Annotated in this window: 13 protein-coding genes; 5 read left to right on the forward strand and 8 right to left on the reverse strand. The window is 65.3% G+C overall.

What is annotated here, in order from left to right; translation table 11 throughout:
* The 4 genes from FE811_RS11820 to FE811_RS11835 all read left to right on the forward strand — a co-directional run.
* Nucleotides 1-199: aldehyde dehydrogenase family protein (locus FE811_RS11820; protein ID WP_140847679.1), on the forward strand; the 199-nt coding region annotated here is incomplete at its 5' end.
* A 306-nt stretch (nt 200-505) separates the two neighbouring features.
* Nucleotides 506-1,465, forward strand: coding sequence for an ornithine cyclodeaminase family protein (locus tag FE811_RS11825; protein WP_140847682.1), 960 nt, complete (start codon nt 506-508; stop codon nt 1,463-1,465).
* Between the two features lie 144 nt (nt 1,466-1,609).
* Entirely contained in the window at nt 1,610-1,825 is a 216-nt protein-coding gene (locus FE811_RS11830) for a hypothetical protein (RefSeq protein ID WP_140847684.1), read from the forward strand.
* Nucleotides 1,826-2,015: 190 nt separating this feature from the next.
* Nucleotides 2,016-2,273: a TonB-dependent receptor gene (locus tag FE811_RS11835; protein WP_255469717.1), complete on the forward strand. Its 258-nt coding sequence runs from the start codon at nt 2,016-2,018 to the stop codon at nt 2,271-2,273.
* Nucleotides 2,274-2,509: 236 nt separating this feature from the next.
* On the opposite strand, the gene proC is transcribed toward FE811_RS11835, so the two are convergent.
* The 8 genes from proC to FE811_RS11875 form a co-directional block, all read right to left on the reverse strand.
* Entirely contained in the window at nt 2,510-3,340 is an 831-nt protein-coding gene (gene proC, locus FE811_RS11840; protein WP_140847687.1) for a pyrroline-5-carboxylate reductase, read from the reverse strand.
* Between the two features lie 13 nt (nt 3,341-3,353).
* Nucleotides 3,354-5,075: a chloride channel protein gene (locus tag FE811_RS11845; protein ID WP_140847689.1), complete on the reverse strand. Its 1,722-nt coding sequence runs from the start codon at nt 5,073-5,075 to the stop codon at nt 3,354-3,356.
* Nucleotides 5,076-5,118: 43 nt separating this feature from the next.
* Nucleotides 5,119-6,033: an aminotransferase class IV gene (locus FE811_RS11850; RefSeq protein ID WP_072463447.1), complete on the reverse strand. Its 915-nt coding sequence runs from the start codon at nt 6,031-6,033 to the stop codon at nt 5,119-5,121.
* Nucleotides 6,034-6,059: 26 nt separating this feature from the next.
* On the reverse strand, nt 6,060-6,830 hold the full coding sequence (locus FE811_RS11855) for an amino acid ABC transporter ATP-binding protein (RefSeq protein WP_036755495.1): 771 nt from the start codon (nt 6,828-6,830) through the stop codon (nt 6,060-6,062).
* Nucleotides 6,831-6,849: 19 nt separating this feature from the next.
* Complete coding sequence (locus FE811_RS11860; protein WP_231486716.1) at nt 6,850-7,518, reverse strand: amino acid ABC transporter permease; 669 nt, start codon at nt 7,516-7,518, stop codon at nt 6,850-6,852.
* A 7-nt stretch (nt 7,519-7,525) separates the two neighbouring features.
* Nucleotides 7,526-8,191, reverse strand: a complete 666-nt coding sequence (locus FE811_RS11865) for an amino acid ABC transporter permease (RefSeq protein ID WP_024844348.1) — start codon at nt 8,189-8,191, stop codon at nt 7,526-7,528.
* Between the two features lie 76 nt (nt 8,192-8,267).
* Nucleotides 8,268-9,092 carry a transporter substrate-binding domain-containing protein gene (locus FE811_RS11870; RefSeq protein ID WP_024844349.1) on the reverse strand — a complete coding sequence of 275 codons (825 nt, stop codon included), beginning with the start codon at nt 9,090-9,092 and terminating at the stop codon, nt 8,268-8,270.
* Nucleotides 9,089-9,907 carry a GntR family transcriptional regulator gene (locus FE811_RS11875; RefSeq protein ID WP_255469718.1) on the reverse strand — a complete coding sequence of 273 codons (819 nt, stop codon included), beginning with the start codon at nt 9,905-9,907 and terminating at the stop codon, nt 9,089-9,091. Before FE811_RS11875 ends, FE811_RS11870 begins: the two co-directional genes overlap by 4 nt.
* A 506-nt stretch (nt 9,908-10,413) precedes the next feature.
* Here FE811_RS11875 and FE811_RS11880 point away from each other — a divergent pair.
* Entirely contained in the window at nt 10,414-11,301 is an 888-nt protein-coding gene (locus FE811_RS11880) for a substrate-binding domain-containing protein (RefSeq protein WP_140847692.1), read from the forward strand.
* Nucleotides 11,302-11,326 lie beyond the last annotated feature (25 nt).

Below are 11,326 nucleotides of genomic sequence, written 5' to 3' on the forward strand. Positions count from 1 at the left end.
CTTGCGCGGGGCGCGGGCCTTGCGGGCGGGCACGGTGACCGTCAACAGCTTCGGCGAGGGCGACGTCACCACCCCCTTCGGCGGCTACAAGCAATCGGGCTTCGGCGGCCGCGACAACAGCGTCCACGCCCACGACCAGTACACCCAGCTCAAGACAATCTGGATCGACCTCAACCAGCAAGACGAGAGCCTGGGCTAGCGCTCTCCCAAGCCACCCGCTGCTTGGGGACGGGTGGCTTGAAGTGACTGGGTGAAAAGCTTTTCAGGGATCCTGGTGCATCGAAAGAGGCTTGCCCAGGATCGGGAACTTCGGGGCTGCGGCGTCGCATATCGCCGCTCGCCCGGGCCCAGGCATATGCTTCCTGCTTCAGCGACTGGACGAACGAGCATGTTGCCCGCTATCAGTTGCGTCAGCGCAATCCGTGTCGGCCGGTCCGGCCCGGCCTGGGCGTCACCATCGACTGTTTCGGCGCCCCGGTCGCCAGCTTTTCGGGAAGGAAAGACCATGCTTCCAGCCGTGCTGACCTATGAGGCAAGCGTCCATGCGCTGAGCTGGCCGGGTGCGATAGACGCCCTGCGCCGTGGCCACCGGCTGCCGCGGCCCGAGCAGGGCGACCTGCTGCTCGGCTCGGGCGATGCCAGGCTGCTGAACCGGGCCGCCCGGATCGAGGGCCTCGGCTTCGCGATCAAGGGCGACAGCATCTTTCCCGGCAATGCCGCCAAGGGCCTGCCCACGGTGCATGGCGCGGTGCTGCTCTACGATCCCGATTGCGGCGCCGTGCGCGCCGTGATCGACAGCCAGCTGGTCACGCAGGTGAAGACCGTGGCCGACAGCTTGCTGGGCGCGCAATGCCTGGCGCGCCCGGACAGCCGGCACCTGCTGATCGTTGGCGCCGGCGCGGTGGCGGCGACGCTGGCGCGCGGCTATGACGCGGCCTTTCCCGGCATCGAGCGGATCTCGATCTGGTCGCGGCGGCCCGAGCAGGCCCAGGCGCTGGTCGCGACGCTGGGCGATCTGCGGGCCGAGGTCGCGGCCGTCGGGAACCTGCCCGAGGCCGTGGGCCAGGCCGACATCGTCTCGGCCGCCACCATGGCCCGGCAGCCGGTCCTGCTGGGCGAATGGGTGCGGCCGGGCACGCATGTCGACCTGATCGGGGCCTTCACGCCGGAGATGCGCGAGGCCGACGATGCCCTGATCGCCTCGGCCCTGGTCTACGTGGATTTCGTCGACACGGTCGTGGACCGGATCGGCGAGATCATGCAGCCGATCCTATCGAGCGCTATCAGCCGCGGCCATGTGCGGGGCGACCTCTACGATCTGGTGGCGGCGGACGGCTCCAGCCGCCGGTCCGATGACCAGGTCACGCTGTTCAAGAACGGCGGCGGCGCGCATCTGGACCTGATGATCGCCAGCTATGTCGTCGAGGCGGTCGAGGCGTCAAGGATCTGTTCCACGGATGGATAGGCCCGCGCCCCGGACGCGGATCTTGTGGCTTGTCATGCGTCCAGGTTTTCTTGGCAGGCCCGCCGGATGACCGAGCGACCCGAAGCGGTCGTCAAGGCAGCGGGCGAGTGACACGGCCCACAAACAGGGGCGAAGGGGATCGTCGTGGCCAAAGCCGAGCCGCTGGGAAGCCTTGTCGCGCGGATCGCGCGTTGGTTGCCCGGCCGCGTGATCGTCGCGGATGCCGCCATCGGTCGCACGCGGATCCGCGGCCTTTTCGACATTTCCGACCCCGAGCGCGCGCTGGACGCCGCCGTCCGCCCGACCGGCGGCCGGTTGCGCCGGGTCTCGGGTCTGTTGGCGGTCATCTCCAGCGTCTGAACTTTTTTCGGCAATCGACCGAGTGAATCGCCCGCCCGGTTGTCTTAGTCATAAGGTTGGGCAATGCCTACAACCACAACAAGAACGTAAGGCATGGCGCGGTTTATCACGCCCTGACCCCGCGGCACATGCGGAAGCTGTGGACGGACTACACCCTGCCGGGCGAATACTCCGATGGAACGGTGGGGGCGTGACGGTGAAAGGCCGCCATGGCACCTCGGGGACCGCGCGGATCGGCGGAGCGAGCCAGGACTACCGGATCCGGCAGGGCGGCCATGCGGTTGGGGACGCGCATGTCAGCTGCCGGATCGACGATCCGTGGCAGATGATGCTGAACGTCAACGATGTCTTCGACAAGCCCTATTATTCGGTGCTGGGCACGCCTACCGGCGGCAACTGGTATGGCGACCCGAGGAACGCCACGCTGACGCTGCGTGGACGGTTCTGACCTTGCCGGGTCGTCGCCGATCCGTTCGGCGATACCGCGCTGCAAGGCGCCGCCCGGTCGGGAAGGCTCAGCCTTCCGCTGACTCCCTTCGCGCTGGCCTTCTGCCGGCACCGGCTTGCAGGCGCCGGTCCGGTCCGCGCGGGTGGACGGGAAGGGCGGTGGAGATGGTGGAAACCGGCAAGGCGAAAGCCGCTTGCCGGCGGCTGCTCACCGGAGCTCTGTCCTGCCGGGAGCGGCTATTGCCGGGGGCTTTCCGGCGCGGCGGTTCGGGAAAGCTCTCGCGCCCGCTGCGCGGCGGCGGCGACGGCTTTCAGGCAAAGTTCCGGCAACGCGCCTTCTGCTTCGAAGACGGCCAGACCGGCCTCGGTCGTGCCCGCCTTGCTGGTCACGGCTTTCTTCAGCTCTTCCGCCGTCCGGGGATCGGCATGCATGAGTTCGGCCGCGCCGCGGAAGGTTTGGCGCACGAGCAGGTCGGCAAGCGCGGCATCCATGCCCGACGCCATGGCCGCTTCCATCATGGATTGCGCAAAGGCGAATATGTAGCCCGGCCCGCTGCCCGCGACCGCGGTTGCCGCATCGATCAGGGTTTCGTCCGAAAGCCAGCGGAACTGGCCGACGGCCTCGAACAGGGTCGCGACCATGCGCCGGTCGGCCTGGGTCAGCCCATCCGCGGCAACTCCGACGGTCATCGCCTGCCCGACAAGGGCGGGCAGGTTCGGCATGGTCCGCGCGATCCTTTCGCTGCCGAGCCGCGCTGCAAGCGCGTCCAACGTGACGCCCGCCATGATCGAGGCGATGGCGCCGGAGCGGATCACCGAAATCGCCAAGGGGGAGAGCTCGGCAAATTGCTGCGGTTTCACGCAGAGGATGCCGAGATCGAACCTGGCCTCCCCGAGCTTTGCAAAGTCCGGGTGCATCTCGACCGCCATGCCGGCGGGCAGAAGCGCCTTTGCCCGCTCGGGCGAAGGGTCGACGACGGTGATCCTCGCATCGGGGATCGCCCGCATCGCGGCGGAGGCGATCGCGCCACCCATGTTGCCGCAGCCGACGAACAGAAACCGTCTCATGTCCTGATCCTTTCTAGCCGCGCTGGGGATAAAGCCGGCGGTTGACCTCGTTCGAATAGCGCCGCAGGCAATATTGCTCGTTCAGGGTGCCGAGAACCCGGTGGTCCGCGTCCAGTACCGCGAGCGTATCGGCCTCGTGGCGGCCGAATGCCAGGATCGCCTCGCGCACCGTCTGGTCGGGCCGCAACCATGCCGATGTCTGGTGGGCGATGGAGGCAAGCGGCATCTGCGGGTCCAGCCCTTCGCCATAAAGTTCGCTGGTGATGCACAGCCCGGCATAGCGGCCGGCGTCGTCCACCATCGGCACCGCCTTGGTCGAGCCCGGCGGAAACCGGCGCCGGGCCTCTGCCAGCTTCATCGACGCCGGTGCCTCGGACGCGACGCGACGCATCATCTTTCCGACGCTGAGTTCGCGCACCCAGCCGATGTCCGCGGCCGACCGGATCGTTTCCCCCCGGATATGGAAACGCCAGGTGGAAAAGCTGAAGCCGAAGAACTGCCGCACGATTGCCGTGGCGATCAGCGCGGCAAACAGCACCGCAAGCGCCAGGGGCAGGCTCTTGGTCGTCTCGAGGGCAAGGAAGCACATCGCCAGGGGGGCGCCGATCACCGCCGTCGCCAGGGCGCACATGCCGACCACGGCAAAGACGACGATGGGCAGTTCCAGCCCGAATGCCATCAGCCAGGCGATGCCGAGGATCTTGCCCAGGATGGCCCCGAGCAGAAGCGACGCAAAGAACAGCCCGCCCCGGAAGCCCGACCCGATGGAGATGACCGAGGCGAGCGCCTTCAGCACGAAAAGCAGGACAAGGGCACCCAGCGTCAGGTTGCTGCCGAACACCACGTCCATCGCTCCATGGCCGGAGGACAGCACGCGCGGCGTCGCCAATGCCAGCAGGCCGACGCAAAGCCCGCCGACAACCGGCTGGCTCCATCCCGGCAGGACGCTTTTGCGGAACGTGTTCTCGGTCGCGGAGACGGCGCGCATGATCAGGATGCCGACCACGGCAGAGATGACGGCAAGCACCGCGATGGGGATGAAGGACGGTGCCGGGATCTGGCCGGCGAAATAAAGGTCCAGCCCGTGATGCCCGCCGACAAGGCGGGTGACGGCCGTCGCGGAAATCGCGGCGGCAAGGACGGGCAGAAGCGCGGCGACCGTATAGGAGGCCAGGACAAGCTCGAAGGCATAGAACGCCCCGGTCAGCGGCGCGTCGAAGGCGGCGGCAATCGCGCCCCCGGCACCGGCGGCGACCAGCTGGCGCAGGTCTTCCCGGCGCAGGCGAAGCTTTTGGCCGCCCCATGAGGCGAGGGCCGAAGCGGCCTGCGTATAGGCCGCCTCCATCCCGACCGAGGCGCCGAACCCGCTGGAAACCATGGTCTGCCCGGAAATGAACAGGCTGCCGGGCACGGCGATCTTGCCGCCGGTCACGGCATTGGCCTCGATCGGGTCGGCGACGCGCCGGAACCAGCGCTGGCCGATCAGATAGGACGCGCCGAGCAGGATACCGCCGGCCAGCGGGCCGGATAGGGCGCGCAAAGGGTTCACGCTTTCCGCGCCGCTGACCTCGCCGGCGGAATCGAAGATCAGGACGGCCATGAAGGTCACGGCTTCCTGCATCAGGACCACCGCGCCGCCGGCGACGATCCCGATCACGGCCGCGATCACCGTATAGGCGATCTCGCTGCGGCGGACCAGCGCGCGCAGGCGGAAGGGGGCGAGCAGGCGCCGCAACCGATGGCGCCTGCGATTGAATCCGGTTCGCCTTGCCACCGGCTTACTGCGAAATATACTCTTGGTAGAGTTGGTTGATCCGGGCGGTGCGGGCGCCGGGCTTCCCGTCCCCGATAGGGCGGCCGTCGATCATCGCGACCGGGGTGATCCCCCCAAGCGTGCCGGTGACGAAGGCCTCGTCCGCGGAATAGACCTCGGCCAGGGTGAAAGGCTTTTCGCGCACGGTGAAGCCCGCTTCGCGCCAGATATGGATCGCCTTTTTCCGGGTGATGCCGTTGAAGCAGGTCAGCCCTTCCGAGGTCCAAAGCTCGTCGCCCCGGAAGATGAAGAAATTGGTCGAGTTGCAGGAGGCCACGAAACCCCGGTCGTCGAGCATCAGCGCCTCGTCCGCGCCCATGTTGATCGCCTGGATGAGGGCCTGGATGAAATTCAGGCGGCTGTGCGAGTTCAGCCGCAGGTCGAACACGTCCGGCGTCGAGCAGCGGATGGTGGAGGTCATCAGCTTCAGCCCCTTCTTCTTCAGTTCGGGGTTCGGCTGCTTGTATTCGGCGACGATCACGATGGTCGCGCCGGCGACGACGAAGCGCGGATCCTGGTTCGGCGTCGACTTCAGCCCGCGCGAGATCATCAGCCGGATATGGACGCCGTCCTCCATCCCGTTGTGGCGCAGGCATTTCCAGACCTCCTCGACCAGGCCCTGCTTGGAAAGGCCGATGTCCAGCTGGATCGAACGCGCGCCTTCGAAGATGCGGTCCATATGCTCGTCGATGGCCAGAAGCTTGCCGTTGACCAGGCGGAGACCTTCCCACACGCCGTCGCCCAGGACGAAGCCCGCATCGAAGATCGACACCTTGGCCTCGTCGCGCTTGTAGAACTGGCCGTTGACATAGATCTCGACGGATTCGTTGCGCGGATCCTTGACATAGCTTTGCGACGAAGCGCTGCTCTGCGGAGTCATTTCAGTGTCCTTTGATATGTGGAAGCTCAGAAGGCGAATTCGCCGAAACGGCGCAGGAATTCCTGCGTGCGGGCTTGCCGCGGGTTTTTCAGAACCTCGTCCGGCGTGCCGACCTCGTGGAACACGCCGTCCGCCAGGAAGATGACCTTGGTCGCGAAATGATAGGCGAATCCAAGCTCATGCGTGACCAGAAGCATGGTGCGGCCTTCCTCGGCAAGGTGATTGATCACCCGCAGGACCTCGCCCACCAGCTCGGGGTCGAGCGAGGATGTCGGCTCGTCGAAAAGCAGGATCTCGGGTTTCATCGACAGGGCGCGGGCAATGGCCACGCGCTGCTGCTGGCCGCCGGAAAGGCGGCCGGGCCAGGCATCGACCTTTTCCGACAGGCCGACCTTGTCCAGTTCCTGCAGGGCGATTTCCCGCGCCTGCTCCCTCGCCATGCCCTTGACGGTGACAAGCCCCTCCATGACGTTCTGAAGCACGGTCATATGCGGGAAAAGGTTGAACTGCTGGAACACCATCCCGACGCGTTCGCGCACCGCGCACAGCTGGCGTTCCGGGTAGGTGACCTGGCCGTTCCTTTCGGTGCCGATGCGCTTGCCATCCAGCCAGATTTCGCCCTCGCTCAGCGTTTCCATGAAGTTCATGCAGCGCAGGAAGGTGGACTTGCCCGAGCCCGATCCGCCGATGATCGCGATGCGCTCTCCCGCTGCGACGGAAAAGTCGATGCCCCTGAGGACGTGGTGGTCGCCGAACCGCTTGTGCAGGCCCTTGATCTCGAGAATTGGCTTTTGCATGGGGTATCCTTTCCTTTGCTCAGGACGACCGCGCGAGGCGCTTTTCCAGACGCCCTGCCAGGAAGGTGCCGGGATAGATCAGCACGAAATAGATGAAGGCCACCGCCGTCAGGATCTCGAACGGGCGGTAATAGGTCGAGGACAGAAGCCGGCCCTGATACATCAGCTCGTGGACCGAGATGACCGAGGCGAGCGAGGACATCTTGGCGACCTCGATCATCCGGTTGGTGAAGGCGGGAAGCATCCTCTTGACCACCTGGGGCAGGATCACCCGCCGCATCGCCTGGGCATGGGTCATGCCGATGGCCTTGGCCCCCTCCATCTGGCCGCGATGGATCGACTTGATGCCGCCCCGGAAGATCTCGGCCGAATAGGCCGTCGTGTTCAGCGTCAGCCCCAGCAGGGCCGCGGTGAAGGGGGTCAGCTGCACGCCGATCAGGATCGGGAAGGCGTAGAAGAACCAGATCAGCTGGATCAGCACCGGCGTGTCGCGGAACAGCTCGACATAGACCAGGCTCGGGATCGAGAGCCAGCGGCGCGACGACAGCCGGGCCTGCGAGATCAGGAAGCCGCCGATCAGCCCCAGCGCGATCGAGGGCAGCCAGATCTGGATCGTCACCCAAAGCCCGCGGGCAAGCACGGGCCAGTTGTCCAGGACGACGCTGAAATCGGGGGAATAATTCATCATCGGCCTCTTACTGATAGGCGGTCAGCCGGGCCTCGGCGAGGCGCGCGAGCTGGCTGGCGGTGACCAGCAGGACCAGATACATCAGCGCGATGGTCGTATAGACTTCGAGGGGCCGGAAGGTTTCGGCATTCACCATCATCGCCTGATAGAGCAGGTCCGCATAGGCGAGGGTCGAGGCCAGCGCCGTGGTCTTCAGCAATTCGAAGCTGCGCTCGATGAAGGGCGGGACCATGCGCGAAATCGCCTGCGGCACGATTATGCGCCGCATCAGCGCGGCATGGGTCATGCCAAGCGCGCGGGCGCCCTCCCACTGGCCGCGCTCGATCGAGACGATGCCGCCCCGGAACACCTCGGCATAGAAGGCGCCGGACTGCGTCGACAGCGCCAGGACGGCCGCGACATAGGGATCGAGGCTGACGGACAGAAGCACCGGCAGCGCATAGAAGAACCAGAAGAAATGCACGATCGGCGGCGTATTGCGGTAGAACTCGATGAAGATCGCCGCGGGCCAGGAAAGCCATTTGCGCGGCGAAAGCCGCATCAGCACCAGCACCAGGCCGACGACGACGCCCAGAAGGATCGACACGATCGCGATCTTGATCGTATTCAGGAAACCGATCGCAAGCATGTCGAAACGGGCAATGACCGGGCCGAAGTCCCAGGAATAGTCCATCTGACATCTTTCGCTTGGGGGGAAGAAGGCCGGCGCGCCCGGCCACGGGACCAGGCGGCGGGCCGTCCGGGGTGGTCTACCAGCTCTCTTTCACGAGGCCCGGAATGCCGGTCGGGTCGATGTTCTTGCTTTCCAGATAGGCGCTGAAGATCTGGTCCGGCACGCCTTCTTCATAGAATTTGGCGAAGGTTTCCCCGACCCAGGTCCTGAAGCTGTCGTCGCTTGCCTTGCGCATCCCGGCCGAGGTGGCGACAGGATCGACCGGCGTGGGCAGCACGACCTTGCCCATCTTCAGCCGCGAATATTGCACAACAAGCGCCGGATGGAACTGCACCACCGCGTCCACGCGGCCGGCGGCGAAGGCGGCGATCGCCTCGTCATTCGAGGAGAAGCGGTTGATCGCCGCACTCTTCATCATCTCGGTCACGTTGCGGTCGAGCGAGGTGCCCAGGGTCACGCCCAGCTTGGTTTCCGGCGTGTCGAGGTCGGCCCAGCTTGCGACGGCGGAATCCTCGGGGACGAGTGCCCCCATGGCATAGTAGAACAGCGGCTGATCCGGGAAATCGACGGCGTTCCGACGCTCTTCGGTGGGGTCGAGGACGAACATGATGTCGAACTGGTTGGCCTGCAGCCCCGCGACGGCATTGGCCCAGCTCGTCTCCACCGGGACCATCTCGACGCCCAGCTCCTGCGCCATGCGCTCGCCCATGGCGATGCCGACGCCGGTCCATTTCTCCGTCATCGGATCCTTGAAGAACCAGGGCTCGGCCGAGGTCACGCCGATGCGCAGCTTGCCGCTGGCCTTGACCTGCGAAAGCGTATCGTTGTCCGCCGCAAAGGCGCGCGCATAGGGCAGGCAGGACGCAGCCGCCCCTGCGATCAGGAACATCCGTCGTTTCATTTCGTTCTCCCGTTGGGTGATGTTTGCCGCCTTTGCTCGTCGAGGGACTCGACGAAGGCCTTGGTCTTGTCGAGACCGCGCCGCATGTGGCTGTGGATCTCGTTCTTCATCGCCTCGAGGCTGTCACCGCAGGCGAGGCGAATATAGTCGTCATGGCTTTCGCGGAGCGGCCCGGTGATGCCATGGGCGCGGTGATGCGCCGCCCAGTAAAGTTGCAGCCGGCCGCGAACCGCATCCCAGCTGCTGAGCAGCAGCTTGTTGCCGCACCATTCATAGGCCAGCCCGTGCAGGTCGAGTTCGGCGTCGATCGCCCGGACATCGTCGCGGGCATCGATCGCCTCCAGCAGCTTGCGGTGGCGTTCGGCCATCTCGTCCCGGAAGGCCGCATCGCGCCGGTCCCAGGCCTGTTCGAAGGCAAAGATTTCCAGACAGATCCGCATCGAATAGATGTCGTTGATGTCGGCGGTCGACAAATCCAGCACGCGCGTGCCGGTATAGGGGACGGTGACGAGCAGGCCCTGGTCGATGAGGTGCCGCATCGCCTCGCGCATGGGCCCGCGGCTGACGCCGAAACGCAGCGCCAGCGCCGTCTCGGTGACTGGCTCTCCGGGCGCGAATTCACCGGACAGGATCGCCGACCGCAGCATGGCCACCAGCTGGGCCCCCATCGTTTCACGTCTTATCGACTGCGCAGCCATGGTTCCCGTCCCGCTGTCCGAATCCCTGATTGCAGATTGTCTACAATGAAAGCGTGAGTCGGAGGAGCAGAAAATGCGACCGGCATCGCAGACGGATGTCTTGTCGTTGTTTGTCATGGATATTTTTATGTATTTCCTGGTGGAATGATGGCGGTGGAGGCCGCTTCAGGGACAGGGTCGCCAAGGGGAAGGGGCATCGGTGGCTGGTCGCGGGCCTTTGATTCGATGCGGAGACGCGGGCGTTCGGGCCGAGGTTTCTGGAAGCCGTGCCGGCATCGCTGTTTCAAGCAACGGCACAATCCCTGCCGGCCCCCGGATGAGGCCGGCAAGGCCATGTCTCCTTTCACGATTCGCCGGTTGCTGCTTACGCTGTTCGGCCTGCGTGGTCTTTAGGGTCAAAACCCTTCCAGAAGACACCTGGCCTTGTCTGGGATGATTACAATTTGAAATCAATACGATAGATTTCATACACCCGTAAGATAACTTCGCGGACAAACGTTAAATTTGACACGCGTAAAATATATGGCTAGCGTCCCCTGAGCCGCCATAGGGGGAGGAGCTTCGGCGGACGGCCGGGACTTGCCGGCACCATCTCCTCGAAATCGAGATCCTGGGAGGACTCCATGACCTTCAAGAAAGCGCTTTCGGCGCTGTTGACGACTGTTGCCTGCGGGCTGGGCGGGGCGGCCCATGCCGATGGCATCGGCGCCTCGCTGCTGACCCAGCAGCATCCGTTCTACATCGAGCTTGCCGATGCGATGAAAGCCCAGGCGGAAGCCAGGGGCGTGCCGCTGGAAATCAGCATCGCCAACCAGGATCTGAACAAGCAGCTGGCCGATGTCGAGGATTTCATCGTCAAGGGCGTCGATGTCATCGTGATCTCGCCGGTGGACAGCCAGGGGGTGATGGCTGCCATCGCCAAGGCGGATGCGGCGGGGATCAAGGTCGTCACGGTCGACGTGCCCGCCGCCGATGCCAAGGTGACGTCGCATATCGGCACGGACAACTACACCAGCGGCGTGAAGGCCGGCGAGCTGATGGCCGAGGTTCTGGGCGGCAAGGGCAAGGTCGCGATCATCGACTATCCGACCGTGCAATCGGTCGTCGCGCGGGTCGAGGGCTTCAGGAAGGCGTTGGAGGCCCATCCCGAAATCGAGATCGTCGCCCAGCAGACCGGCATCACGCGGGCCGAGGCACTGGCTGTCGCGCAGAACATGCTCCAGGCCAATCCCGACATCTCGGGCATCTTCGGCTTCGGCGACGATGCTGCGCTGGCCGCCGCCGTCGCGGTGAAGTCGGCGGGCCTTCAGGACCAGGTCAAGGTGATCGGCTTCGACGGCATGGAAGAGGCCCGCAACGCGGTCGACACCAACCCGGTGATGGCCGGTGTCATCCAGCAGTTCCCCGACCAGATGGGCAAGACCGCGGTGGATACCGCCGCGATGGTGATCGAAGGCCAGGACGTGCCGGCCGAGCAGCCCATCGTCCCAGGCGTCTACGTCAAGAAGTGACCGCTGCGCCGCAGGGCTTCGGCGA

It is taken from the genome of Paracoccus sp. FO-3 (genome assembly GCF_006386455.1).
GTDB classification, from domain to species: Bacteria; Pseudomonadota; Alphaproteobacteria; order Rhodobacterales; family Rhodobacteraceae; genus Paracoccus; species Paracoccus versutus.

Bases quoted from the DNA above. Each gene is read 5' to 3' on its own strand.
- proC (WP_140847687.1), bottom strand. From the start codon at position 3,340: ATGAGACGGTTTCTGTTCGTCGGCTGCGGCAACATGGGTGGCGCGATC.
- FE811_RS11875 (WP_255469718.1), bottom strand. From the start codon at position 9,907: ATGACAAACAACGACAAGACATCCGTCTGCGATGCCGGTCGCATTTTC.
- FE811_RS11850 (WP_072463447.1), bottom strand. From the start codon at position 6,033: ATGACTCCGCAGAGCAGCGCTTCGTCGCAAAGCTATGTCAAGGATCCG.
- FE811_RS11855 (WP_036755495.1), bottom strand. From the start codon at position 6,830: ATGCAAAAGCCAATTCTCGAGATCAAGGGCCTGCACAAGCGGTTCGGC.
- FE811_RS11860 (WP_231486716.1), bottom strand. From the start codon at position 7,518: ATGATGAATTATTCCCCCGATTTCAGCGTCGTCCTGGACAACTGGCCC.
- FE811_RS11880 (WP_140847692.1), top strand. From the start codon at position 10,414: ATGACCTTCAAGAAAGCGCTTTCGGCGCTGTTGACGACTGTTGCCTGC.
- FE811_RS11870 (WP_024844349.1), bottom strand. From the start codon at position 9,092: ATGAAACGACGGATGTTCCTGATCGCAGGGGCGGCTGCGTCCTGCCTG.
- FE811_RS11825 (WP_140847682.1), top strand. From the start codon at position 506: ATGCTTCCAGCCGTGCTGACCTATGAGGCAAGCGTCCATGCGCTGAGC.
- FE811_RS11865 (WP_024844348.1), bottom strand. From the start codon at position 8,191: ATGGACTATTCCTGGGACTTCGGCCCGGTCATTGCCCGTTTCGACATG.